The 24,758-nt window shown below is 67.6% G+C and carries 23 protein-coding genes; 17 read left to right on the top strand and 6 right to left on the bottom strand.

Annotated elements, in window-relative coordinates; all coding sequences use genetic code 11:
* The first annotated feature begins 76 nt into the window (after positions 1 to 76).
* The 13 genes from atpE to PotMrB4_RS27965 all read left to right on the top strand — a co-directional run bounded on the left by atpE (position 77) and on the right by PotMrB4_RS27965 (position 12,524).
* Positions 77 to 334 carry a F0F1 ATP synthase subunit C gene (atpE, locus tag PotMrB4_RS28025; RefSeq protein WP_003457994.1) on the top strand — a complete coding sequence of 86 codons (258 nt, stop codon included), beginning with the start codon at positions 77 to 79 and terminating at the stop codon, positions 332 to 334.
* Between the two features lie 48 nt (positions 335 to 382).
* A complete protein-coding gene (locus tag PotMrB4_RS28020; protein WP_044410014.1) occupies positions 383 to 853 on the top strand; it encodes a F0F1 ATP synthase subunit B in 471 nt (156 codons plus the stop codon).
* Between the two features lie 12 nt (positions 854 to 865).
* Positions 866 to 1,402 carry a F0F1 ATP synthase subunit delta gene (locus PotMrB4_RS28015; protein ID WP_044410011.1) on the top strand — a complete coding sequence of 179 codons (537 nt, stop codon included), beginning with the start codon at positions 866 to 868 and terminating at the stop codon, positions 1,400 to 1,402.
* Positions 1,403 to 1,423: 21 nt separating this feature from the next.
* On the top strand, positions 1,424 to 2,968 hold the full coding sequence (atpA, locus tag PotMrB4_RS28010) for a F0F1 ATP synthase subunit alpha (RefSeq protein ID WP_044410008.1): 1,545 nt from the start codon (positions 1,424 to 1,426) through the stop codon (positions 2,966 to 2,968).
* Between the two features lie 50 nt (positions 2,969 to 3,018).
* Positions 3,019 to 3,879 carry a F0F1 ATP synthase subunit gamma gene (atpG, locus tag PotMrB4_RS28005; protein ID WP_044410005.1) on the top strand — a complete coding sequence of 287 codons (861 nt, stop codon included), beginning with the start codon at positions 3,019 to 3,021 and terminating at the stop codon, positions 3,877 to 3,879.
* A 30-nt stretch (positions 3,880 to 3,909) separates the two neighbouring features.
* A complete protein-coding gene (gene atpD / locus PotMrB4_RS28000; protein WP_044410002.1) occupies positions 3,910 to 5,286 on the top strand; it encodes a F0F1 ATP synthase subunit beta in 1,377 nt (458 codons plus the stop codon).
* A gap of 43 nt (positions 5,287 to 5,329) precedes the next feature.
* Positions 5,330 to 5,755 carry a F0F1 ATP synthase subunit epsilon gene (locus PotMrB4_RS27995; RefSeq protein WP_044409999.1) on the top strand — a complete coding sequence of 142 codons (426 nt, stop codon included), beginning with the start codon at positions 5,330 to 5,332 and terminating at the stop codon, positions 5,753 to 5,755.
* Between the two features lie 99 nt (positions 5,756 to 5,854).
* Positions 5,855 to 7,216 carry a bifunctional UDP-N-acetylglucosamine diphosphorylase/glucosamine-1-phosphate N-acetyltransferase GlmU gene (gene glmU, locus PotMrB4_RS27990; RefSeq protein WP_044409996.1) on the top strand — a complete coding sequence of 454 codons (1,362 nt, stop codon included), beginning with the start codon at positions 5,855 to 5,857 and terminating at the stop codon, positions 7,214 to 7,216.
* 142 nt (positions 7,217 to 7,358) lie between these two features.
* The gene (locus PotMrB4_RS27985) at positions 7,359 to 8,129 is read left to right on the top strand and encodes a DeoR/GlpR family DNA-binding transcription regulator (RefSeq protein WP_044409993.1); all 771 of its coding nucleotides are present in this window, start codon (positions 7,359 to 7,361) and stop codon (positions 8,127 to 8,129) included.
* A gap of 11 nt (positions 8,130 to 8,140) precedes the next feature.
* The gene (gene glmS, locus PotMrB4_RS27980; RefSeq protein ID WP_172435018.1) at positions 8,141 to 9,973 is read left to right on the top strand and encodes a glutamine--fructose-6-phosphate transaminase (isomerizing); all 1,833 of its coding nucleotides are present in this window, start codon (positions 8,141 to 8,143) and stop codon (positions 9,971 to 9,973) included.
* 156 nt (positions 9,974 to 10,129) lie between these two features.
* A complete protein-coding gene (locus PotMrB4_RS27975) occupies positions 10,130 to 10,918 on the top strand; it encodes a DUF1190 domain-containing protein (protein ID WP_172435017.1) in 789 nt (262 codons plus the stop codon).
* 27 nt (positions 10,919 to 10,945) lie between these two features.
* Positions 10,946 to 11,788, top strand: a complete 843-nt coding sequence (locus PotMrB4_RS27970; protein WP_172435016.1) for a hypothetical protein — start codon at positions 10,946 to 10,948, stop codon at positions 11,786 to 11,788.
* Positions 11,775 to 12,524, top strand: a complete 750-nt coding sequence (locus PotMrB4_RS27965) for a hypothetical protein (RefSeq protein WP_172435015.1) — start codon at positions 11,775 to 11,777, stop codon at positions 12,522 to 12,524. The genes PotMrB4_RS27970 and PotMrB4_RS27965 overlap by 14 nt, the downstream gene beginning before the upstream one ends.
* On the opposite strand, the gene PotMrB4_RS27960 is transcribed toward PotMrB4_RS27965, so the two are convergent.
* From PotMrB4_RS27960 to PotMrB4_RS27950, 3 genes are all read right to left on the bottom strand, one after another.
* Positions 12,492 to 13,655 carry a glutathionylspermidine synthase family protein gene (locus PotMrB4_RS27960; RefSeq protein WP_172435014.1) on the bottom strand — a complete coding sequence of 388 codons (1,164 nt, stop codon included), beginning with the start codon at positions 13,653 to 13,655 and terminating at the stop codon, positions 12,492 to 12,494. The two genes, PotMrB4_RS27965 and PotMrB4_RS27960, sit on opposite strands and share 33 nt — an antisense overlap.
* A gap of 98 nt (positions 13,656 to 13,753) precedes the next feature.
* Positions 13,754 to 15,133 carry a heavy metal sensor histidine kinase gene (locus PotMrB4_RS27955; RefSeq protein ID WP_172435013.1) on the bottom strand — a complete coding sequence of 460 codons (1,380 nt, stop codon included), beginning with the start codon at positions 15,131 to 15,133 and terminating at the stop codon, positions 13,754 to 13,756.
* Positions 15,130 to 15,804, bottom strand: coding sequence for a heavy metal response regulator transcription factor (locus PotMrB4_RS27950; protein ID WP_044409960.1), 675 nt, complete (start codon positions 15,802 to 15,804; stop codon positions 15,130 to 15,132). The genes PotMrB4_RS27955 and PotMrB4_RS27950 overlap by 4 nt, the downstream gene beginning before the upstream one ends.
* 418 nt (positions 15,805 to 16,222) lie before the next feature.
* Here PotMrB4_RS27950 and PotMrB4_RS27945 point away from each other — a divergent pair, with 418 nt between their 5' ends.
* From PotMrB4_RS27945 to PotMrB4_RS27930, 4 genes are read left to right on the top strand one after another with little or no spacing between them, the layout of a single operon-like run.
* On the top strand, positions 16,223 to 17,473 hold the full coding sequence (locus tag PotMrB4_RS27945; protein ID WP_232060778.1) for a TolC family protein: 1,251 nt from the start codon (positions 16,223 to 16,225) through the stop codon (positions 17,471 to 17,473).
* Positions 17,474 to 17,476: 3 nt separating this feature from the next.
* On the top strand, positions 17,477 to 17,638 hold the full coding sequence (locus PotMrB4_RS27940) for a hypothetical protein (protein WP_160158615.1): 162 nt from the start codon (positions 17,477 to 17,479) through the stop codon (positions 17,636 to 17,638).
* Positions 17,629 to 18,819: an efflux RND transporter periplasmic adaptor subunit gene (locus tag PotMrB4_RS27935; RefSeq protein ID WP_172435012.1), complete on the top strand. Its 1,191-nt coding sequence runs from the start codon at positions 17,629 to 17,631 to the stop codon at positions 18,817 to 18,819. The genes PotMrB4_RS27940 and PotMrB4_RS27935 overlap by 10 nt, the downstream gene beginning before the upstream one ends.
* A gap of 12 nt (positions 18,820 to 18,831) precedes the next feature.
* Entirely contained in the window at positions 18,832 to 21,984 is a 3,153-nt protein-coding gene (locus tag PotMrB4_RS27930) for an efflux RND transporter permease subunit (RefSeq protein WP_172435011.1), read from the top strand.
* A gap of 42 nt (positions 21,985 to 22,026) precedes the next feature.
* Here the strand turns inward: PotMrB4_RS27930 and PotMrB4_RS27925 are convergent, their stop codons facing one another.
* The 3 genes from PotMrB4_RS27925 to PotMrB4_RS27915 form a co-directional block, all read right to left on the bottom strand.
* Positions 22,027 to 22,773, bottom strand: coding sequence for a DUF695 domain-containing protein (locus tag PotMrB4_RS27925; RefSeq protein WP_160481791.1), 747 nt, complete (start codon positions 22,771 to 22,773; stop codon positions 22,027 to 22,029).
* Positions 22,774 to 22,994: 221 nt separating this feature from the next.
* A complete protein-coding gene (locus PotMrB4_RS27920; protein ID WP_044409945.1) occupies positions 22,995 to 23,201 on the bottom strand; it encodes a hypothetical protein in 207 nt (68 codons plus the stop codon).
* Between the two features lie 140 nt (positions 23,202 to 23,341).
* Entirely contained in the window at positions 23,342 to 24,664 is a 1,323-nt protein-coding gene (locus tag PotMrB4_RS27915; RefSeq protein WP_172435010.1) for an OprD family porin, read from the bottom strand.
* Positions 24,665 to 24,758 lie beyond the last annotated feature (94 nt).

Here is a 24,758-nt window from a genome sequence, read left to right as displayed (position 1 = left end):
GATGGGAACACCTAAACGATTTCGTTCTACCGCTTCACTTAAACCTAACCAACACGACATAAAGTCGGGAGGAAAAATGGAAACTGTAGTAGGTCTCACCGCGATTGCCGTAGCTCTGCTGATTGGTCTGGGTGCCCTGGGTACCGCTATCGGCTTCGGTCTGCTGGGTGGCAAGTTCCTGGAAGGCGCTGCTCGCCAGCCGGAAATGGTCCCGATGCTGCAGGTCAAAATGTTCATCGTCGCCGGCCTGCTGGACGCCGTGACCATGATCGGCGTTGGTATCGCTCTGTTCTTCACCTTCGCTAACCCGTTCATTGCTCAGGTAGCCCAGTAATCCCTTCCTTAGGGAATTGGACTGACAACGAACGAGCGAGGTGTTGGCGTGAATATTAATGCAACCCTGATCGGCCAGTCCGTCGCGTTCTTCATCTTCGTACTGTTCTGCATGAAGTTCGTGTGGCCTCCGGTCATCACGGCACTGCGCGACCGTCAGAAGAAGATCGCCGACGGCCTGGACGCTGCCAACCGCGCGGCTCGTGACCTGGAGCTGGCCCACGAGAAAGTGGCCCAGCAACTGCGCGAGGCCAAGACTCAGGCAGCTGAAATCATCGAGCAAGCCAAGAAGCGTGCTACCCAGATCGTCGACGAAGCTCGCGATCAGGCCCGCACCGAAGGCGAGCGCCTCAAGGCGCAGGCTCAGGCCGAGATCGAGCAGGAACTCAACGGTGTCAAAGACGCGTTGCGCGCCCAACTGGGTAGCCTGGCCGTCAGCGGTGCCGAGAAGATCCTGGGTGCCACTATCGATCAAAACGCGCACGCGGAGCTGGTTAACAAACTGGCCGCCGAAATCTAAGCGAGGGCGATCATGGCAGAACTGACCACGCTGGCCCGACCTTACGCCAAGGCGGCTTTCGAGTACGCCCAGGCCCATCAGCAGCTGGCCGCCTGGTCGGCCATGCTTGGCCTGGCCGCTGCGGTGTCTCAGGACACCACCATGCAGCAGGTGCTCAAAGCCCCGCGTCTGACGAGCGAAGAGAAAGCCAACACCTTCATCGAGGTGGTTGGCGACAAATTCGATGCTCAGGTAGGCAATTTCATCCGCGTCCTCTCCGAAAACGGCCGCATCGGCCTGTTGCCGGAGATCGTCGAACTGTTCGAGCTGTACAAGGCCGAGCAGGAGAAGTCGATCGACGTGGAAGTCACCAGTGCCTTCGCATTGAACACTGAACAGCAAGACAAACTCGCCAAGGTTCTCAGCGCTCGGCTTGGCCGGGAAGTGCGACTGCACGCTGCGGAAGACACCAGCCTCATCGGCGGTGTCGTGATCCGTGCCGGCGACCTGGTTATCGATGGCTCGGTTCGCGGCAAGATCGCGAAGCTGGCCGAAGCGTTGAAATCTTGAGTTTGAAGGGGCAGCAGAGCAATGCAGCAACTCAATCCTTCCGAAATTAGTGAAATCATCAAGGGGCGCATCGAGAAACTCGACGTCTCTTCCCAAGCCCGCAACGAAGGCACCATCGTCTCCGTCTCCGACGGTATCGTCCGCATCCACGGCCTGGCCGACGTGATGTACGGCGAGATGATCGAGTTCCCGGGTGGCGTCTACGGCATGGCACTGAACCTGGAGCAGGACTCCGTAGGTGCCGTGGTACTGGGCAGCTACCTGAGCCTGGCCGAAGGCATGAGCGCCAAGTGCACTGGCCGCATCCTGGAAGTCCCGGTTGGTCCGGAACTGCTGGGCCGCGTCGTCGACGCACTGGGCAACCCGATCGATGGCAAGGGCCCGATCAATGCCAAAGCCACCGACGCTGTCGAGAAAGTGGCTCCGGGCGTGATCTGGCGTAAGTCGGTCGACCAGCCGGTACAGACCGGCTACAAGTCGGTTGACGCCATGATCCCGGTCGGCCGTGGCCAGCGCGAGCTGATCATCGGTGACCGTCAGATCGGCAAGACCGCCCTGGCTGTCGACGCCATCATCAACCAGAAGAACAGCGGCATCCGCTGCGTCTACGTAGCCATCGGTCAGAAGCAATCGACCATCGCCAACGTCGTACGCAAGCTGGAAGAAACCGGCGCCCTGGCCAACACCATCGTGGTGGCTGCCTCGGCTTCCGAATCCGCTGCGCTGCAGTTCCTGGCTCCCTACGCCGGCTGCACCATGGGCGAATATTTCCGCGACCGCGGTGAAGACGCCCTGATCGTCTACGATGACCTGTCCAAGCAGGCCGTCGCCTACCGCCAGATCTCCCTGCTGCTGCGCCGCCCGCCGGGCCGCGAAGCCTACCCGGGCGACGTGTTCTATCTCCACAGCCGCCTGCTGGAGCGCGCATCCCGCGTTTCCGAGGAATACGTCGAGAAGTTCACCAACGGCGAAGTGAAAGGCAAGACCGGTTCCCTGACCGCCCTGCCGATCATCGAAACCCAGGCCGGTGACGTTTCCGCGTTCGTTCCGACCAACGTGATCTCCATCACCGACGGTCAGATCTTCCTGGAATCCGCCATGTTCAACTCGGGTATCCGTCCGGCCGTCAACGCCGGTATCTCGGTATCCCGCGTGGGTGGCGCCGCCCAGACCAAGATCATCAAGAAGCTGTCCGGTGGCATCCGTACCGCACTCGCCCAGTACCGTGAACTGGCGGCCTTCGCCCAGTTCGCCTCCGACCTGGACGAAGCCACCCGCAAGCAGCTGGAACACGGTCAGCGCGTTACCGAGCTGATGAAGCAGAAGCAGTACGCGCCCATGTCCATCGCTGACATGTCCGTGTCCCTGTACGCTGCCGAGCGTGGCTTCCTGACCGATGTGGACGTGAACAAAGTTGGCGCCTTCGAAGCAGCCCTGCTGGGTTACTTCAACCGTGAGCTGGCCGCACTGATGGCCAAGATCAACGAGAAAGGTGACTTCAACGACGAAATCGACGCAGGCATCAAGTCCGGCATCGAGAAGTTCAAGGCCACCCAAACCTGGTAAGCCGCAGCGGGGGCCCCAGGGCCCCCGCCTGCTAACCCGAAAGGTGTCAAATGGCAGGCGCAAAAGAGATTCGCAGCAAGATTGCGAGCATCAAAAGCACGCAGAAGATCACCAGCGCCATGGAAAAGGTGGCCGTCAGCAAGATGCGCAGGGCTCAGCAGCGCATGGCTGCCAGCCGTCCGTACGCGGAGCGCATCCGCCAGGTGATCGGTCATCTGGCCAACGCCAACCCCGAGTACCGCCACCCCTTCATGATCGAGCGCCCCGTCAAGCGCGTCGGCTATGTCGTGGTGAGTTCGGACCGTGGTCTGTGCGGTGGCTTGAACACCAACCTGTTCAAGGCCCTGGTCAAGGACATGGCGAGCAATCGCGAGCAAGGCGTGGAGATCGATCTCTGCGTGATTGGCAGCAAGGGTGCGGCGTTCTTCCGCAACTTTGGTGGCAATGTCGTTGCTGCGATCAGCCACCTCGGCGAAGAGCCGTCGATCAACGATCTGATCGGCAGCGTCAAGGTGATGCTCGATGCCTACCTCGAAGGTCGCATCGATCGTCTGTCCGTGGTTTCGAACAAGTTCGTCAACACCATGGTGCAGAAGCCCACTGTGGAACAGCTCGTTCCGCTGGTGGCGACTCCGGATGAAGCGCTCAAGCATCACTGGGACTACCTGTACGAACCCGACGCCAAGCAGCTCCTCGACGGGCTGATGGTGCGTTACGTGGAGTCGCAGGTGTACCAGGCGGTGGTCGAGAACAACGCCGCCGAGCAGGCTGCGCGGATGATCGCGATGAAGAACGCCACCGACAACGCCGGTGAACTGATCAGCGATCTGCAGCTGATCTACAACAAGGCGCGTCAGGCAGCGATCACCCAGGAAATTTCGGAAATCGTCGGCGGCGCTGCCGCGGTTTAAGAACGGTTCAAATATTCAGAGGAACCAAAGATGAGTAGCGGACGTATCGTTCAAATCATCGGCGCCGTTATCGACGTGGAATTCCCGCGTGATCAGGTACCGGCCGTATACGAGGCGCTGAAAGTTCAAGGCGCCGAAACCACCCTCGAAGTCCAGCAGCAGCTGGGCGACGGCGTGGTTCGTTCCATCGCCATGGGCTCGACCGAAGGTCTGAAGCGTGGCCTGGACGTCACCAGCACTGGCGCAGCCATCTCCGTCCCGGTTGGCAAGGCCACCCTGGGCCGCATCATGGACGTTCTGGGCAACCCCATCGACGAAGCCGGCCCCATCGGCGAAGAAGAGCGCTGGGAAATCCACCGCGCTGCTCCGTCCTACGCCGACCAGGCGGGTGGCAACGAGCTGCTGGAAACCGGCATCAAGGTAATCGACCTGGTCTGCCCCTTCGCCAAAGGCGGCAAGGTAGGCCTGTTCGGTGGCGCCGGCGTGGGCAAGACCGTGAACATGATGGAACTCATCCGTAACATCGCCATCGAGCACAGCGGTTACTCCGTGTTCGCCGGCGTGGGCGAGCGTACCCGTGAGGGCAACGACTTCTACCACGAGATGAAGGACTCCAACGTACTGGACAAGGTCGCCCTGGTTTACGGCCAGATGAACGAGCCGCCGGGCAACCGTCTGCGCGTTGCACTGACCGGCCTGACCATGGCCGAGAAGTTCCGTGACGAAGGCCGCGACGTACTGCTGTTCGTCGACAACATCTACCGTTACACCCTGGCCGGTACCGAAGTGTCCGCGCTGCTGGGTCGTATGCCGTCCGCTGTGGGTTACCAGCCGACCCTGGCCGAGGAAATGGGCGTTCTGCAAGAGCGCATCACCTCCACCAAGACCGGTTCGATCACCTCCATCCAGGCCGTATACGTACCTGCGGACGACCTGACCGACCCGTCCCCGGCGACCACCTTCGCCCACCTGGACGCCACCGTCGTACTGTCCCGTGACATCGCCTCCCTGGGTATCTACCCGGCCGTTGACCCGCTGGACTCCACCAGCCGTCAGCTGGACCCGCTGGTAATCGGCCAGGAGCACTACGAGACCGCCCGTGGCGTGCAGTACGTACTGCAGCGCTACAAGGAGCTGAAGGACATCATCGCGATCCTCGGCATGGACGAGCTGTCCGAATCGGACAAGCAACTGGTAGCCCGCGCTCGTAAGATCCAGCGCTTCCTGTCCCAGCCGTTCTTCGTGGCCGAAGTCTTCACCGGCTCCCCGGGCAAGTACGTTTCCCTGAAGGACACCATCGCGGGCTTCAAGGGCATCCTCAACGGTGACTACGACCACCTGCCCGAGCAGGCGTTCTACATGGTCGGCGGCATCGATGAAGCCATCGAGAAAGCCAAGAAACTGTAACCCCCTGAGCGCCCGGCAACGGGCGCTTACGTGAGGCAAGCGTATGGCTATTACTGTCCACTGCGATATCGTCAGCGCCGAAGCGGAGATCTTCTCCGGTCTGGTCGAGATGGTGATCGCCCACGGCAACCTGGGCGACCTGGGTATCACGCCGGGCCACGCCCCGCTGATCACCGATCTCAAGCCGGGTCCGATCCGCCTGGTCAAGCAGGGCGGCGAGGAGGAGGTGTTCTACATCTCCGGTGGTTTCCTCGAAGTGCAGCCGAGCATGGTGAAGGTCCTGGCCGACACCGTGGTCCGCGCCGGTGACCTGGACGAAGCCGCTGCTCAGGAGGCCCTCAAGGCCGCTGAGAAGGCGCTGAACCAGAAGGGCTCGGAGTTCGACTACAGCTCCGCTGCAGCCCGTCTGGCAGAGGCCGCGGCCCAGCTGCGTACCGTCCAGCAGTTGCGCAAGAAGTTCGGCGGCTAAGCCACCGCTCTTCATCGCATGCAAGTAAAAGGGTAGCCTTGGCTACCCTTTTTCTTTTCCGGCATCGCCGGTTATCCACAGGCTCGGAAGCGTCCTTTCATGTCCCTCGATATCGTCATCCTCGCCGCAGGCCAGGGCACCCGCATGCGCTCGGCGCTGCCCAAGGTTCTCCACCCCGTTGCCGGCAAGCCCATGCTCGGGCACGTCATCGACAGCGCCCGTGCGCTGCAGCCCCAGGGCATCCACGTGGTCATCGGCCATGGGGCCGACCTCGTGCGTGAGCGCCTCGCCGCAGACGACCTCGGCTTCGTCCTGCAGGCCCAGCAGCTGGGCACCGGCCACGCCGTGGCCCAGGCCCTGCCGCAGCTCAGTGCCGAGCGCGTGCTGATCCTCTATGGCGACGTGCCGCTGATCGAGGAAGCCACCCTGCGCCGCCTGCTGGACAAGGTCCAGGACGACCAGCTCGCCCTGCTCACCGTCGAGCTGGATGACCCCACCGGCTACGGCCGCATCGTGCGGGACGCCCAGGGCGTGGTGAAGGCCATCGTCGAACACAAGGACGCCAGCCCCGAGCAGCGCGCCATCCGCGAAGGCAACACCGGCATCCTCGCCGTCCCCGGCAAGCGCCTGGCCGACTGGCTGGGCCGGCTGTCCAACCACAATGCCCAGGGCGAGTACTACCTGACCGACGTCATCGCCATGGCCGTGGCCGACGGCCTGGTGGTGGCCACCGAGCAGCCCCAGGACGCCATGGAAGTGCAGGGCGCCAACGACCGCATCCAGCTCGCCGAACTGGAGCGTCACTACCAGCAGCGGGCGGCCCGCCGCCTCATGGCCCAGGGCGTGACCCTGCTGGACCCGGCGCGCTTCGACCTGCGTGGCGAAGCCAGCGTGGGCCGCGACGTGCTCATCGACGTCAACGTCATCCTCGAAGGCCGCGTGGTGATCGAAGACGACGTCCAGATCGGCCCCAATTGCGTCATCAAGGACAGCACCCTGCGCCGTGGCGCCATCGTCAAGGCCAACAGCCACCTGGACGGTGCCGAGCTGGGCGAAGGCGCCGACTGCGGCCCGTTCGCCCGCCTGCGTCCCGGTGCCGTGCTGGGTGCCAAGGCCCATGTGGGTAACTTCGTCGAACTGAAGAACGCCGTGATGGGCGAGGGCGCCAAGGCCGGCCACCTGAGCTACCTGGGTGATGCCGAGATCGGCGCACGCACCAACATCGGTGCCGGCACCATCACCTGCAACTACGACGGCGCCAACAAGTCCCGCACCGTCATGGGCGAAGACGTCTTCATCGGCTCCAACAGCGCCCTGGTCGCGCCCGTGACCCTCGGTGACGGCGCCACCACCGGTGCCGGCTCCACCATCACCCAGGACGTACCCGCCCACAGCCTCGCCGTCGGCCGCGCCAAGCAGCGCAACATCGAAGGCTGGAAGCGCCCCGTGAAGAAGAAGTGAGTTGTGGATAACCTCGCCTGTGGATAAACCGCAGGCCCGACAGAAGGCGACCTCGGTCGCCTTCTGTCGTTTCCGGGGTTGACGCAAAAGCTTCGTTGAGTTTTGATTCGCCCACTTTTTCTTTCGAATCGAAACTTACGAGATGTCGAAGCGCAATACGCCCCAGCGTCGCCATGCCATCCTCGCCCTGCTCGCCGAGCAGGGCGAAGTCAGCGTCGACGCCCTGGCCAAGGCCTTCGCCACCTCGGAAGTGACCATCCGCAAGGACCTCGCCGCCCTGGAGGCCAACGGCCTGCTGCTGCGTCGCTACGGCGGCGCCGTGCCCGTGCCCCAGGAGTTCATCAGCGAAACCAGCCAGCCGGTGTCCCGCTACAAGCAGGCCATCGCCCGCGCCGCCGCCGAGCGCATCCGTGAGCACGCACGGATCATCGTCGACAGCGGCAGCACCACCGCCGCGCTGATCCCCGAACTCGGCCACCGGCCCGGCCTGGTGGTGATGACCAACTCGCTGAATGTCGCCACCGCCCTGCGCGAGCTGGAGCACGAGCCGGTGCTGCTCATGACCGGCGGCACCTGGGACCCGCACTCCGAATCCTTCCAGGGCCAGGTCGCCGAGCAGGTGCTGCGCTCCTACGACTTCGACCAGCTGTTCATCGGCGCCGACGGCATCGACCTGGCCCGTGGCACCACCACCTTCAATGAGCTGCTGGGCCTGTCCCGGGTCATGGCCGAGGTCGCCCGCGAGGTGATCGTCATGGCCGAGGCCGACAAGGTCGGGCGGCGCATCCCCAACCTGGAGCTGCCCTGGAGCAGCATCCATACCCTGATCACCGACGAGCGCCTGCCCCAGGACGCTCGCCAACAGATAGAAGCGCGCGGCATCACGCTGGTCTGCGCGCCTGTGGATAACTGAGGAGACAACCCATGTGTGGCATCGTTGGCGCAGTGGCTGAACGGAACATCACCGCCATCCTCGTCGAAGGCCTCAAGCGCCTCGAATACCGTGGCTACGACAGCGCCGGCGTCGCCGTGCTGGACAACCAGGGTGGCCTGCAGCGCCGTCGTCGCGTCGGCAAGGTCAGCGAGCTGGAACAGGCCCTGGCCGCCGAGCCCCTGGCCGGCCGCCTGGGCATCGCCCACACCCGCTGGGCCACCCACGGCGCGCCCACCGAGCACAACGCCCACCCGCACTTCTCCGGCGACCTCGCCCTGGTGCACAACGGCATCATCGAAAACCACGAGCCCCTGCGCGAGCACCTCAAGGGCCTGGGCTACGTCTTCACCTCCGACACCGACACCGAGGTCATCGTCCACCTGCTCGACCACCACCTGTCCAACCTCGGCGACCTCACCGAAGCGCTCAAGGTCGTGGTGCGCGAACTCCACGGCGCCTACGGCCTGGCCGTGATCAGCCGCAGCCAGCCCGACCGCCTGGTGGCCGCCCGCAGCGGCAGCCCACTGGTGATCGGCCTGGGCATGGGGGAGAACTTCCTCGCCTCCGACCAGTTGGCCCTGCGCCAGGTCACCGACCGCTTCATGTACCTGGAAGAGGGCGACATCGCCGAGATCCACCGCGACCAGGTGCGCATCTGGGACAGCGCCGGCCAGCCCGTGCAGCGTGAGCAGGTGCAATACCACGAAGGCGCCGAGGCCGCCGACAAGGGCGAGTACCGCCACTTCATGCTCAAGGAGATCCACGAGCAGCCCAAGGTCGTCCAGCGCACCCTCGAAGGCCGCCTGGGCGCCGACCACGTACTGGTCAACGCCTTCGGCCCCCGCGCCGCCGAGCTGTTCGCCAAGGTGCGCAACGTGCAGATCGTCGCCTGTGGCACCAGCTACCACGCCGGCATGGTCGCCCGTTACTGGCTGGAAGAGCTGGCCGGCGTCCCCTGCCAGGTGGAAGTGGCCAGCGAGTTCCGCTACCGCAAGGTGGTGGTCCAGCCCGACACCCTGTTCGTCACCATCTCCCAGTCCGGCGAGACCGCCGACACCCTGGCCGCCCTGCGCAATGCCCGCGCCGGCGGCTACCTGGCGAGCCTGGCCATCTGCAACGTCGGCACCAGCTCCCTGGTGCGCGAGTCCGACCTCACCCTGCTGACCCTGGCCGGCCCCGAGATCGGCGTCGCCTCCACCAAGGCCTTCACCACCCAGCTGGTGGCCCTGCTGCTGCTCACCCTCAGCCTCGGCCAGGTGCGCGGCAACCTCGACAAGGCCCGCGAAGCCGAACTGGTGGAAGCCCTGCGCCGCCTGCCCACCCACCTGGGCGAGGCCCTGGCCATGGACAAGACCGTGGAGAAGGTCGCCGAACTGTTCGCCGAGAAGCACCACACCCTGTTCCTCGGCCGTGGCGCCCAATACCCGGTGGCCATGGAAGGCGCGCTCAAGCTCAAGGAGATCTCCTACATCCACGCCGAGGCCTACCCGGCCGGCGAGCTCAAGCACGGCCCCCTGGCCCTGGTGGACGCCGACATGCCGGTAGTCACCGTGGCACCGAACAACGAGCTGGTGGAGAAGCTCAAGTCCAACCTGCAGGAAGTCCGCGCCCGTGGCGGCGAACTGATCGTCTTCGCCGACCGCCAGGCCGGCATCGACAACGGCCCCGGCACCCACGTAGTGGCCATGCCCCACACCGTCGACATCCTCGCGCCGATCCTCTACACCCTGCCGCTGCAACTGCTGTCCTACTACGTCGCCGTGCTCAAGGGCACCGACGTCGACCAGCCGCGCAACCTGGCCAAGTCCGTCACCGTGGAGTGACGGGCCGCCCGCACGGCGCCCGTGGCAGGCCTCCAGCCACGGGCGCCGTGGGTCGTGCACAGCCGCCGGGACTGGATCACATCCCGTTCAAAGGCGGTTGACCCGAGGGGAGCGTCATCTTCTAATCCGCCCCTCGATCTTGAACATGGACTGTTTATGCCCTCCGCCGAAGCGCCCTCGGCACCTGCTGCCGCCCCCTCCCAGCCATTGCCTGACACCGCTCGCCGGCAGAAGCGCGCCGGCTTGCTGACCCTCAGCCTCATGGGTGCCACCCCCCTCGTCCTGCTGGCCTGGGACCCGATGTACCGCGACGTGCAGGTCTTCGACAGCCTGGCGGTCTGCGAGCAGGGCACCACCCTGACCGCCGAGCAATGCCTGCGGCTGCGCGACGAAGCGTTCCGGCGCACGGCCCTGATGGCCCCGGTCTACACCAGCTTCATGGCCTGTGAGCGCGACTTCATCCGTATCAGTGGCAACTGCAAGGTTGGTGAGTGGTGCGCGGCCGACACCGTGCAGAGCTGCACACAGGGCGACGACGGCCTGGCCCGCCCCCAGCCGGTGGCGTTCCTGGTCAGCGATGCCTTGATCAGACGCCTGCGCAGTGGCGAGCCGGACGATTGGAGCGAGATCGGCCTCGATGAACTGCAGCCGGTCTTCGGCATGAGCGAAGACGCGCTCTATGGCAGCAGCACCTATGGCGGCGGCCACTTCGGCAGCTACAGCGGCGGCGGTGGTGCTCGCAACCTGCACCTGTTCACCGGCCAGGGCCAGTACCTGGGCGACCAGCGTGCTCGCCAGGCCAGCCTGCACCGCAGCCAGCTGCAGGCATCCGGCTACGCCCAGCAGTTCCAGAGCGGGCAGTTGCCGACGCGCCTCCAGGGCGCTGCCAGCCGCGGCGGGTTCGGCGCGACCGCCCGCAGCAGCCTGGCCATGGCCAGCGGGTAGCCGATCATGTGGATACGGATTGGCCTAGTGCTTGGTTGCCTCTTCGGCAACTCGATCGCCCAGGCCACAGGCCTGGACAGCAGCGTTGGTGAGGCCGATGCACGGCTCAAGGAACTGCGCCAGCTCATCGCCGAAAAGCCCGACAGCCTGCAGGTGCGCCTGCCGAACAGCCGTGAATGGAAGAGCCTCGCGTCGCTCGGCCTCGCCCCGAGCTGCCGGGCGCCCGTGCTGGTAAGCCCCACCGCCCCGCTGCAGGCCCTGACGCACTGCGGCGGTGTGCAGATGACCGATTCGGGAGCGGTGTGGACGATGGTCTCGATCTTCTGGACCCATGACCGTCGCTGGGAAAAGGGCAGGGCGCTGCGCCTGCAATCCAGGAGCCTCGTTCGCCAGGGCGCCCCCACCGATGACGCTGACTTGCGCACCGAGACGCCGTTGATCAGGGCCCTGGCGGGCGCCGACCTGCGTGAGCTGGATCTGCTGGCCGGGCTCTGGGCGAGCCTCCGCCAGCAGCCCCTGCCAGCCAGGCCGGACGGCCCGTGGGGGGCAGCCGAGTCCTGGCCCTCCGGGCTCGTGGCGTTGCATGCCGATGGCCGGATCAAGCTGGCCGGGTCGAACCTGGCGGGCCTGCATGCCTGGCAGAGCTGGTGGGCGACCCAGCCCAAGCCCCAGGGCGTCAGCGCGCTGGTCGGGGTCGACCTGCAACTGGAAGGCAAGACGCCTGCCCTGCAACTGGGCGAACTGACCCTGTCTCGGGCGCCCTTTGCCGTGGTGTTGCTGCCGGCCGACCAGCAGCCCCGCGATGAGCGTGCGCTCTGGCGTGACGAGAACTGGCAACTGCTGATGGTGCGTACCGATGGCAAAAGATGATCGCGGGGTAGATGAGCAGGCCCTGTCCGAGGTGTCGTTCCCGCACGTCGTGCGCATCGACCCGACCAGCGGCGGCGTCCTGCTGGTTGGCGCCACCCATGGCCTGACCCTGATGCTGTGCTGCCTGGTGCCACTGGTGGTGGGACTGATGTTCGCCGCACAACTGGCCTTCGACCTGTGGCCCTGGCCTGTGGGTAATTACGAACTGACACTGCTGGTCTGGATGGCCCTCTGGCTGGGTTTCCTGCTCTACAACCTGGGGTGGGGCAGCTACGTGGAGATCTACCTGATCAGCCCGCGGCAACGCTGGCTGTGGCACCTGAACAGCGGGGAGATGGTCGACCTGACCTTACTGGCCGAGCGGGCGCGTACCCGACAGGACCCTGACGACCCTGCCACTTTCGACCTCTCGCTGGCGGAGTCTCTGCTGGTGCTCGACGAACAGCAGCTGCGCGCACTGCCGCCCTACCAGACCAGCTCGTTGGGTGCCTACCTGCGCGGCTTCTGGAGCCCGGATGCCTGGAAGCTGGCGGGTCTGGTGGTCGGCATCCTCCTGTTGATCATCCTGCTCGTCGTCGGATCGCTCGGCGGCGTGTTTCTCGCCGTATGGGTCCTGGCAGTTGCCTGGCTGGCCAGCGCCCTGGCCGCCTTCTGCCTGCAGCACCTGGCACCGAGGCGGGCCGAGGCCCTGCTGCGTGGGCGCTCAATCGAGGATGTAGTGCGGAACGAAGCGTGAGCTGTCCTGGGTGATGGCGCTGCGGTCTTCGCGAATGCCCATGCCCACGGGCCGGCCACCGACCAGCCAGCTGCCGATGATGGGGTGCTCCCCGCCCATGCAGGGCGGCGGGCACCAGCTCTGCAAAATCGCCGGCCCCTGCTCGTAGGGGCCGGGCGTCGCCAGCTCCACACCGCCCTCGCTTTCCACCTGGATGTTCGCTCCCTCGCGGGAGAAGAACGGCTTGCGCACCCAGCGCGGGCCCAGCAGGGCCGCATCCGGCTCATCGGCGAAGCAGGCCGGGATCAGGTTGGGGTGGCCGCGATGACGTTGCCAGAGCAGAGGCAAGATCGCCTTGTTCGACAGCAGGGTCTTCCAGGCGGGCTCGATGAAGCGCGTCCGGCTCTGGGCCAGGTGGTGGGCGAAGTCCTCTTCCAGCAGCCACTCCCAGGGGTAGAGCTTGAACAGCTGGAGGATCGGCTGGTCGTGCAGGTCGACGAAGCCCTTGCCAGGCACGTGGCCGATGTCGTCGATGTGCAGCAGATTGGGCTGCAGGCCGGCCTGGTTGGCACAGTCGGCCAGGTAGGTGACGGTGCCCTCGTCCTCGATGTGGTCACGGCAGCAGGCCAGGTGGAAGGGCTCACCCGCCAGGCCGATGCGCTGCAGGCGCTCGACCAGCGCATCCTGGATGAGGTTGTACTGGTCGGCCCGCTCCGGCAGCACGCCCCGCTCGCGGCACTGCTCCAGCCAGACCCACTGGAAGAAGGCCGCCTCGTAGAGGCCGGTCGGGGTGTCGGCGTTGTACTCGTAGAAACGCGCCGGGCCCTGGCCGTCGTAGGTCAGGTCCATGCGCCCGTACAGCGCCGGCTCGCGTGTACGCCAGCTGTCGCGGATCAGCGTCCAGTGCGCCTCGGGCACCGCCATGCGCCGCAGCAGGGTTTCGCTCTCCACCGCGTCTTCCACCAGGGCCAGGCACATGGCCTCCAGCTCGGCGCTGGGTGCCTCGATGTCGTCCTCGATCTGCCGCAGGCTGAAGCGGTAGCAGACGCTTTCATCCCAGTAGGGTTCGCCGCCGATGGAGTGGAAGTGGAAGCCGAGCGTCGAGGCTTGCTCGCACCAGTCGTGGCGCGGCGCGATGGTGTGCCGATGCATGGAACGTCCGTGTTGGCCTGGAAAATGGGTCGCCATTCTAGCGACCCGCCAGGGCCTTGGTTGTTGATCGAGGCGGCAACCCGGTGAGGGCGTCGTTCTTAGCCAGCCGCCGGGAAGCGCAGGCGGAACTCCGTCGGGCCGGCCGGTTCGCTGCTCACCTCCACCGAGCCCCGGTGCAGGCTCATGATCGAACGCACGATGGCCAGGCCCAGGCCGGTGCCGCCGTCCGCCCGGGCGCGGCCGGGGTCGACTCGGTAGAAGCGCTCGAACAGGTGGGGCAGGTGCTGCGGGGGAATGCCCGGACCCGGGTTGCGCACCGCCATCACCAGGCTGTCGCCCTCCCGGCGGGCCTCCAGGTGGATGCAGCTGCGGGGCGGGCTGTGGCGGATGGCGTTGGACAGCAGGTTGGACAGCGCCCGCTGCACCATCAGCCGGTCCCCCAGCACCTGGCCTTCGCCCTCCACCACCAGCACCTGCTGCTTGTCGTCGGCGGGCAGGGTGAACAGGTCGGCCACCCGGCGCGCCTCGGCGCCGAGATCCAGCGGGGTCATGGGCACCAGCGCCGCCGGGTGGCTGACCTGGGCCAGGAAGAGCATGTCGGTGACGATCCGCGCCAGGCGCTCCAGTTCCTCGGTGCAGCACTCCAGCACCGCCTTGTAGACCTCCGGTGGGCGCTCGCGGGAGAGGGTCACCTGGGCCTGGCCCATCAGGTTGCTGATGGGCGAACGCAGCTCGTGGGCCAGGTCGTCGGAGAACTGCGCCAGCTGCTGCACGCCGCCGTCCAGGCGGTGCAGCATCAGGTTGATGGATTGCGCCAGCTCCCCCAGCTCCCGGGGCAGCGACGCCACGGGCAGGCGGTGGGAGAGGTCCTCGGTGGAGACCTTCGCCGCCACCCGGCGGAAGCGTGCCAGCGGCGCCAGGCCGCGCTGCACCACCAGCCAGGCGCCGCAGCCGATCAGCAACAGCACCAGCGGCAGCGTCGCCAGCGCCGAGCGCAGGTAGGCCGCCAGCAGGGCGCGGTCGCTGCGCCGGTCCAGGTTGAGGAACAGGCGCACCGCCTGGCCGTCGGGCAGCACCAGCTCGCGGTAGGCCGCCAGCACCTCGCTGCCGTCCTCCAGGTACAGGGTGCGGTAGCGCACCTCCGGGCCCGCCGGCAGGTCCCGCAGGCGTTCCGACAGCGGCAGGCGCCCCAGCTCCAGGCGCACCGGCCCGCCGGTGCGGGCATCGAACAGCGCCAGGCTGAGGTCGTCGTGGCCCTTGATCTGGTCGCCCACCACGTGGGGCCGCAGGCTGTTGCCCAGGTCCAGCGCCAGGCTGTGCTCGATCTGTTTCAGCTTGCTCTCCAGGGCCTCGCGGGCGCGGGCATCCAGCGCCCCGTCCAGCCCATAGGCGGCCAGCAGGGCCAGCACCACCACCAGCACGGCGCCCATCGCGCCGACCGCCAGCCCCAGTCGGACGGACAGGCTGGCCGGCTTCATCCGCGGTCTTCCAGCACGTAGCCGACGCCGCGCAGGGTGTGGATAAGTTTGTTCTCGAACGGGTCGTCGATCTTCGCCCGCAAGCGGCGGATGGAGACCTCCACCACGTTGGTGTCGCAGTCGAAGTTCATGTCCCACACCAGCGAGATGATCTGGGTGCGCGACAGCACCTCGCCGGCGCGGCGCATCAGCAGGTGCAGCAGGGCGAATTCCTTGGTGGTCAGGTCGATGCGCTGGCTGCCACGGAAGGCCCGGTGGCGCCCCGGGTCCAGCTCCAGGTCGGCCACCCGCAGCACCTCCGGCACGGCGATCTGCTCGGCGCGCCGCAGCAGGCTGCGCACCCGTGCCAGCAGCTCGGGAAACTCGAAGGGCTTCACCAGGTAGTCGTCGGCGCCCAGGTCCAGGCCTTTCACCTTGTCCGCCAGGCGGCCCCGGGCCGAGAGCATCAGCACCCGCGTGGCGGTGTCCTGGCGCAACTGGCCGAGCACGCCGAAGCCGTCGATCTGCGGCAGGTTCACATCGAGGATGACCAGGTCGTACTGGTGCTGACGGGCCAGGTGCAGGCCGTCGACGCCGGTATGGGCAGCGTCCACCACATAACCGCTTTCGCTCAGGCCCTGGTAGAGGTAATCGGCTGTCTTGGGCTCATCCTCGACAATAAGGATCCGCATGGGAATTCATCCTGCATATAGAAGGAAAAGTGCCCGGCTCATTGTTCGAACAAGAGGGCAGCGATAAATAAGTCAATTAAGAAAAACGACCGGAAAGTTGCGCAGGCTAAACCCTGTAGTCACTTCAAGGTCAAGCGATCAGACCCGCCAGCGCCGCCTGCCACGAGGCTTTCAGCGCGGCGCAAAGCCTGTGGATAACACCGGTAGTTGTTTCAAGTTGCTACGGAAGTTGCCCGGAAGTTGTTCGGCGCGGCGCGATGCTAAACCAGATAAGTGCCCCCGGAACGGGCATTACATATTTGTAATCCGTGCGTCACCCTGGGGATAAGTGCCCCGCCCTAGAGTCCCCGGCGTTATCGGATCAACCCCTGGAAGTTGCCAGGCGTTGATCGCTTCCGAGACGCAGAGGACTTCCACCGTGTACCGACCCAAGCCCCCCAAGCGCCTGCGCCCGAGCCTGGCCGTCCTGGCCCTGTGCCTGGCGTTGCCGCCCTTCGCCACGGCCGCCGAGCTGGACTTCGCCACCGCCCTCGCCACCGCCTACCAGGGCAACCCCGAACTGGCGGCCGCCAGCCAGGGACCGGGCATCGCCGCCGGCGAACGCCGCCAGGCCGCGCTGCTGCCCAACCCGGAACTCTCCTGGGAGATGGAGGACACCCGCAGCGCCACCCGAACCACCAGCGTCAGCCTGGCCCAGCCCCTCGAACTGGGCGGCAAGCGCGGTGCCCGTGTCACCTACGCCGAGCGCGGCCAGGCCCTGGCCGAGCTGACCCTGGAGCAGCGCCGCAATGCCTTGCGCGCCGACACCCTGCTGGCCTTCCAGGCGGCCCTGCGCGCCCAGGCGCGCAACGAGCTGGCCGACGCCTCCCTGGCCCTGGCCGAACGCGGCCTGACGGTGGCCCAGGCGCGCATCCGCGCCGGCAAGGCCGCCCCCATGGAAGCACTGCGGGCCCAGGTCCAGCAGGACGAGCTGACCCTGGAGCGCGACCGTGCCCGCACCGAGCAGCGCCAGGCCTACCAGCGCCTCGCCACCCTGATGGGCGAGCCCCGGCCCGGCTTCGAGCGGGTCGCCGGGCGCCTCGGCCCATTGCCGTCCCCCCCGGCCGAAGCCCGCCTGCTGGCCCGCCTGGGTGACACTGCCGACCTGCGCCTGGCGCTGGCCGACGTGGCGCGGGAAGAGGCCGGCCTGGACCTGGAGAAGGCCCGGCGCTACCCCGACGTCACCGTCAGCATCGGCAGCCAATACAGCGCCGAGGACCGCCAGCGGGTGAACCTGGTGGGGGTGTCGCTGCCGCTGCCGCTGTTCGACCGCAACCAGGGCAACGTGCTCTCCGCCAGCCGCCGCGCCGACCAGGCCCGCGACCTGCGCAACGCCACCGAGCTGCGCCTGCGCGGCGACGTGGCCATGGCCCTGGAGCAATGGCGCCGTGCCCAGGCCGCCATCGAGGCCCACGACCGCAGCATCCTGCCGGCTGCCCAGCAGGCGGTGGACAGCGCCACCCGTGGCTTCCGCATGGGCAAGCTGGCCTTCCTCGACGTGCTCGACGCCCAGCGAACCCTGATCGACGCGCGCAATCGCTACCTGCAGGCCATGGCCGAGGCCACCGAGGCCTGGGCCAGCCTGGAGCGCCTCTACGGCGACCTGTCGGGCCTCGACGGCCCGGCCTGAAGCATGCCCCGTCGCCACCCCTGGCTCGGCCTGCTGGTGCTGGTGGCGGGCTGCGGCTACGCCCCCGGCGTGCCCAGCGAGCCCGACGGCCACTGGTGCCGCCACGACCTCTACCGCGCCTTGCACATCATCGTTTCCCTTCGAGAGGACACCCCATGGACATGAAACGAGGCCTCGCCCTCGGCCTGCTGCTCGCCCTCGGCCTGGGCGCGGGCGCCACCCTGCTGCCGGCCATCGGCAGCCCGTCGCCCCAGGCCACCGACGACCCACCGCCCTCGGCCCATGCCGACGAGGAGGGCGGTGACCACGATGAGGAAGAGGGCGCCATCGCCCTCAGCCCCGCGCAGATCCAGGCCGCCGGCATCGAGCTGGTGACGGCCGCCCCCCGCGCCCTCAGCCAGCGCCTGGCCCTGCCCGGCGAGATCCGCCTGGACGAGGACCGCACCGCCCACCTGTTCCCCCGTGCCGCCGGCGTGGTCGAGCAGGTCAGCGTCGGCCTCGGCCAGGCGGTGCAGAAGGGCGACCTGCTGGCGGTGATCGCCAGCCCCCAGGTGTCCGAGCAGCGCAGCGAACTGGCCGCCGCCGAGCGCCGCGTGCGCCTGGCCCGCACCACCTTCGAGCGGGAGCGCCAGCTGTGGCAGGAAGGCATCTCCGCCGAGCAGGACTACCTGCTGGCGCGCCAGGCCCTGGACGAGGCCGAGATCGCCCTAGGCAACGCCCGGCAGAAGGTCAGCGCCCTCAGCGGCAGCCTCGCCCAGGGCGGCGGCAACCGCTACGAGCTGCGCGCGCCCTTCGCCGGCATGGTGGTGGAGAAGCACCTGGTGCCCGGCGAGGTGGTGAACGAGAGCAGCGCTGCCTTCACTCTCTCCGACCTGTCCCGCGTCTGGGCCACCTTCAGCGTCTCGCCCCGTGACCTGGCGCGGGTCCGCGTGGGCCGCCCGGTCACCGTCAGCGCCCGCGACCTGGGGGCCGAAGTGGCCGGCTCGGTGGCCTACGTCGGCAGCCTGCTGGGTGAGCAGAGTCGTACCGCCACCGCCCGCGCCACCCTGGAGAACCCGGAACTGGCCTGGCGCCCGGGGCTGTTCGTCAGCGTGCAGCTGGCCACCGACACCCGCGAGGTGCCCGTCGCCGTGCCCGAGGCCGCCGTGCAGACGGTGGAGGACCGCAGCGTGGTGTTCGTCCGCACCGACACCGGCTTCGCCACCCGCCCGGTGACCCTGGGGGCCCGCGACCAGGGCTTCGTGGAGGTGAGCGACGGGCTGGAGGCGGGGGTCGAGCTGGCCGCCGCCGGCAGCTTCACCCTCAAGTCCGAGCTGGGCAAGGCCAGCGCCGACCACGCCCACTGACGAGTAGCCACCATGTTCGAACGCATTCTCCGCTTCGCCATCGAGCAGCGCCTGCTGGTGATGCTCGCCGTGCTGGCGATGGCCGGCCTGGGCATCGCCAGCTACCAGAAGCTGCCCATCGACGCCGTCCCCGACATCACCAACGTCCAGGTGCAGATCAACACCGCCGCGCCCGGCTCTTCGCCCCTGGAGACCGAGCAGCGCATCACCTTCCCCATCGAGACCGCCATGGCCGGCCTGCCGCACCTGAAGCAGACCCGCTCGCTGTCCCGCTCCGGGCTGTCCCAGGTCACCGTCACCTTCGAGGACGGCACCGACCTGTACTTCGCCCGGCAACTGGTCAACGAGCGCCTGCAGACGGCCCGCGAGCAATTGCCCGAAGGCGCCGAGGCGGTCATGGGGCCGATCTCCACCGGCCTCGGCGAGATCTTCCTGTGGACGGTGGAAGCCGAGGAGGGCGCCCTCAAGGCCGACGGCACGCCCTACAGCGCCACCGACCTGCGGGTGATCCAGGACTGGATCATCAAGCCGCAGCTGCGCACCGTGCCCGGCGTCGCCGAGATCAACACCATCGGCGGCCACGCCAAGCTGTTCCAGGTCGCCCCCGACCCGGCGCGCCTGGCCGCCTACCGCATCACCCTGGCGGACCTGGTCACCGCCCTGGAACGCAACAACGCCAACGTCGGTGCCGGCTTCATCGAGCGCAACGGCGAACAGCTGACCATCCGCGCCCCCGGCCAGCTGGAGGGCATCGAGGACATCGCCGCCATCGTCGTCACCCAGCGCGAGGGCACGCCCATCCGCGTGCGCGACGTGGCGCGGGTGGCCATCGGCGAGGAGCTGCGCAGCGGCGCCGCCACCGAGAACGGCCGCGAGGTGGTACTCGGCACCGTGTTCATGCTCATCGGCGAGAACAGCCGCAGCGTCTCCCAGGCGGTGGCCGAGCGCCTGGAGAGCATCAACCGCAGCCTGCCCGCCGGCGTGGTGGCGGTGCCGGTGTACGACCGCACCCACCTGGTGGACAAGGCCATCGCCACGGTGAAGAAGAACCTGATCGAGGGCGCCATCCTGGTGGTGGCCGTGCTCTTCCTGTTCCTCGGCAACATCCGCGCGGCGCTGATCACCGCCCTGGTGATCCCGCTGTCGATGCTCTTCACCTTCACCGGCATGTTCGCCAACAAGGTCAGCGCCAACCTGATGAGCCTGGGCGCGCTGGACTTCGGCATCATCGTCGACGGCGCGGTGGTGATCGTGGAGAACGCCATCCGCCGCCTGGCCCACGCCCAGCAGCGCCACGGTCGCCTGCTGACCCGCAGCGAGCGCCTGCACGAGGTGTTCGCCGCCTCCCGCGAGGCGCGCCGGGCCCTGGTGTTCGGCCAGCTGATCATCATGGTGGTTTACCTGCCGATCTTCGCCCTCACCGGGGTCGAGGGGAAAATGTTCCACCCCATGGCCTTCACCGTGGTGATCGCCCTGTTCGGCGCGATGATCCTCTCGGTCACCTTCGTCCCGGCGGCCATCGCCCTGTTCATCACCGGCCGCGTGCGCGAGGAAGAGAACGCCGTGATGCGTGCCGCCCGGCGCGGCTACGCCCCGGTGCTGGCCTGGGTGATGCGCCGGCGCAACCTGGCCTTCGCCCTGGCGGCCGCCAGCGTGCTCGGTGCCGGTGTGCTGGCCAGCCGCATGGGCAGCGAGTTCGTCCCCAGCCTCAGCGAGGGTGATTTCGCCCTGCAGGCCCTGCGCGTGCCCGGCACCGGCCTCGGCCAGTCGCTGGACATGCAGCAGCGCCTGGAACGCGCCCTGGTGGCGCAGGTGCCGGAGGTGCTGCGGGTGTTCGCCCGCACCGGCACCGCCGAGATCGCCTCCGACCCGATGCCGCCGAACATCTCCGACGCCTACGTGATGCTGCGCCCGCGCGAGCAATGGCCGGACCCGGGCAAGAGCCGCGAGGCGCTGGTGGCCGAGATCCAGCAGGTGGCGGCCGGCGTGCCGGGGAGCAACTACGAGCTGTCGCAACCGATCCAGCTGCGCTTCAACGAGCTGATCTCCGGGGTGCGCAGCGACGTGGCGGTGAAGGTCTTCGGGGACGATATGGACGTGCTCGGCAGCACCGCCCAGCGCATCGCCACGACCCTGCAGCAGGTGCCCGGTGCCTCCGAGGTGAAGGTGGAGCAGACCTCCGGGCTGCCGGTGCTCACCGTCAACATCGACCGCGACAAGGCCGCGCGCTACGGCCTCAACGTCGGCGACGTGCAGGACACCCTGGCCATGGCCGTCGGTGGTCGCCAGGCCGGCACCCTGTTCGAGGGCGACCGCCGCTTCGACCTGGTGGTGCGCCTCGACGAGGGGCTGCGCACCGACCCGCAGGGCCTGTCGCGCCTGCTGCTGCCGCTGCCCGGCGGCGCGGCGGACGGCATCGCCTTCATCCCCCTGGGGGACGTGGCCACCCTTGACCTGGAGCTGGGGCCGAACCAGGTCAGCCGTGAGAACGGCAAGCGCCTGGTGGTGGTGAGCGCCAACGTGCGCGGCCGCGACATCGGCTCCTTCGTGGCCGAGGCCGAGTCGCGCATCCAGGCGGAGGTGCAGGTGCCGGCCGGCTACTGGACCACCTGGGGCGGCCAGTTCGAGCAGCTGCAATCGGCCGCGCGGCGCCTGCAGGTGGTGGTGCCGGTGGCGCTGCTGCTGGTCTTCACCCTGCTGTTCATGATGTTCAACAACATCAAGGACGGCCTGCTGGTGTTCACCGGCATCCCCTTTGCCCTCACCGGCGGGGTGCTGGCGCTGTGGCTGCGGGACATCCCCCTGTCGATCTCCGCCGGGGTCGGCTTCATCGCCCTGTCCGGGGTGGCGGTGCTCAATGGCCTGGTGATGCTGGCGTTCATCCGCAACCTGCGGGAGGAGGGGCGTTCGCTGGTGGACGCGGTCAACGAAGGGGCGCTGACCCGGCTGCGGCCGGTGCTGATGACGGCCCTGGTGGCCTCCCTCGGTTTCGTGCCCATGGCGCTGGCCACCGGTACCGGGGCGGAGGTGCAGCGGCCGCTGGCCACCGTGGTGATCGGCGGCATCCTTTCGTCCACGGCGCTGACGCTGCTGGTGCTGCCGGCGCTCTACCTGCGTGCGCACCAGCGGGACGAGGAAGAGGACGAAGCCGACGAGCGCGGCTGACCCGGGCGGCGCCACCCGGGTTCGCGGGTGGCGCCGGTGGCGTCAGTCGGCGCTGACCAGCTGGGTTTCCCAGCCGTCGTAGCGGCCGCCGTGGTCCTCGGCCAGGTGGAACAGCGGCAGGGTGACGCTGTCGATCTCGGCGAAGGAGGGCAGGTCCTTGCGCCACAGGTGCACGCTGTACTGCCCGTCCTCGTTGGCCTCGATCGGAACCCGCAGCGAGAAGCCCAGGGCCTGGGCGCGGTTGGCGAAGGCCTGGGCGTCGCCGGCCTCGGCGAATTCGGCCCAGTGGTCGATGTCACGCGGGGTGTCGAGGCGGTCGCCGTTCTGTTCCAGGGTCTGGCAGACCCGGCGGTTCTGGATGCACTGGTGGTCGATGGCGCTGGGGTACAGGTACTCCAGGTAGGTCGACCAGCCCGGGTCGGGGTTGCTGCCGGCCTCGAAGCGGTAGTCCGGGAAGCCCCGGAACGCCTCGGCCACGCGGGCTTCCCAGCCCTGCGGGTGGGCGGTGTAGAAGAAGAAATCGCGGCAGCCGTTGGTGGTGCAGCGCCCGACGTAGGCGTGGTCGGCATCCTCCAGCTTCGGCAGCACGGCGTCCTCCAGCGCGATCAGCGCGTCGTACTCCTCGTTGCTCGACAGGCCGTCGCCCCGTGGCGCGTTCATCTCCACACGCACATAGGCCATGGCCGGCAGGCGCTCGATCGGCGCCTCTTCCACGGCACCCAGGTCGACAAACAGCGATGCCGGGCGGTCATCCACCCGGGCGAAATAGAAATCCCAGTTCTCGGTCATCAGTCTCCCTCCCTGTTGGGGTGGCGAGACTGTAGCGGGTTTGCCGGGACAAGAAGCGGACCTGGCGCACGGCGGACCGTGGCGCGGCAATCGGTCGCTGGAGAGAGGGGGAGAGGATTTGCGACCGGACGGCCACAAAAAAAGGCGCCCATCCGGGGCGCCTCAGGGTCCACCTCATCCAAAGGAGCGGAAACTGGAGGTGAACGTATTGCCTGGGGAAATCAGTTGTTGGCGCGTTCGGCGCCCCTGGCTTCGGCCTTGTCGGCGTCGCGCTGGGCGGTGAGCGTCTGGCTGTCGTCGGCCGGGCGGGCGAGCTGGGCATCGCGAGCGGCCTGGACCATCTGCTGGGCGCGTTCCGAGCCGTCTTCGGCGAGGGCGGCGGTGGCGTTCAGGCCAAGCAGGGCGATCAGGAGAAGACTGGCTTTCATGGGGGTAACCTCGTTCATCTTTCGGGATTGGCGTCGAACCACGAGGCCCATGCTAAGGAGCGGAAGCTAACAGGACGGTGAGGCGCGGATTACATCTTTGATATCCGGGCCGACCCGCGTGGGGCGGCCCGGACGCCCCGTCAGAGCACGTTCAGCGGGTACTCGACGATCAGGCGCACCTCGTCCAGGTCCGACTCGAAGTCGGTGGCGCGGGTGGTGGCCTGGCGCAGGCGCAGGGACAGGTCCTTCAGCGAGCCGCTCTGCACCACGTAGCGGGCCTCGATATCGCGCTCCCAGCGCTTCTGGTCCACCAGCGGGTCGCCGTTGCCGTCGCGGCGCATGTAGGTGCTGTTGGCGTGGGAGTAGTCCGCGTCGGTGCCGCGGGCGTAGCGGGTCATGAAGCTCAGGCCCGGCACGCCGTAGGCGGCCATGTCCAGGTCGTAGCGGAGCATCCAGGAGCGCTCCTTCGGCGAGTTGAAGTCGCTGTACTGGATGGAGTTGTCGAGGAAGATCGAGTCGGACTGGCGCAGGTAGTCGAAGTCGTCGTCACCGGTGTTGCGCTGGTGCGACAGCGCCAGGGTGTGGGCGCCGTAGCGCACGCCGACCTTGCCGCTGTAGATGGTGTTGTCGAACGTGCCCAGCAGGCGGCGCCCTTCGTCGGTGGCCTTGTACAGGTTGAGGCCGCCGATCAGGGCCAGGTCCTCGCCCAGCGGGTACTCCAGCTGGAGGCCGGCGTAATGCTGGTTCCAGGCGTCCTTGAGGCGGCTGCTGTAGAGGCTCAGGCCCAGGTACTCGTTCACCTGGTAGTCACCGCCCAGGTAGGCCACCCAAGGGGCGTCCACGCGGCCGGCGTAGAAGGTGGCGAAGTTGCCGCGCATGCCGCTTTCCTGGGGCTGGCTCATGGCGTGCAGGCGCCCGGCCTGGACCTTCAGGCCCTCCAGGCTGGTGTTCTCCAGGGTCACGCCACGGAAGCTCTCCGGCAGCAGGCGGGCGTCGCCGTAGTGCACCACCGGGGTGGTGGGGAACACGTCGCCGGCCTTGAGCACGGTGTCGAAGGCCCGCACCTTCAGGGCGCCGCCGGTCTTGGAGTAGCTGTCCTCGGCCTCGCCCCGGCTGTTCACCGGCAGCAGGTTGACGCTGCCGCCCGGGCCGTAGCGGCCGTCGCCGGTGTCCAGCTTCAGGCCGAGCATGGCGAAGGCGTCGATGCCGACCCCCACCGTGCCTTCGGTGAAGCCGGACTGGAAGGTGGCGATCACACCGTGGGCCCAGGCTTCCGTGTAGCCGTTGTCGGTGGGGCTGGACTGGCCGTGGCGGAAGTCCCGGTTCATGTAGAAGTTGCGGTTGAGGATGGTGAGGCTGCTGCCTTCGATGAAGCCTTCGGGCTTCTGCTCGGCGGCCTGCAGGGGTGTGCTGGCGGCGAGGGCGACGAAGAGGGCCAGGGGGGCCCGTGCGGATTGGATCATCGGATGCTCCTGTTCGTGTATGGCAGGTCGTGGAGGCCATGTCGTTGTTGTTATCGAACACGCCGACGCTCACGCGGGCGGCGCGCGGCGGGGC

Origin of the sequence: Metapseudomonas otitidis (assembly GCF_011397855.1) — a bacterium.
Lineage (GTDB): Bacteria > Pseudomonadota > Gammaproteobacteria > Pseudomonadales > Pseudomonadaceae > Metapseudomonas > Metapseudomonas otitidis.
The sequence above is the reverse complement of the archived record's forward strand: the minus strand, read 5'-3'. Positions and strand labels throughout refer to the sequence as shown.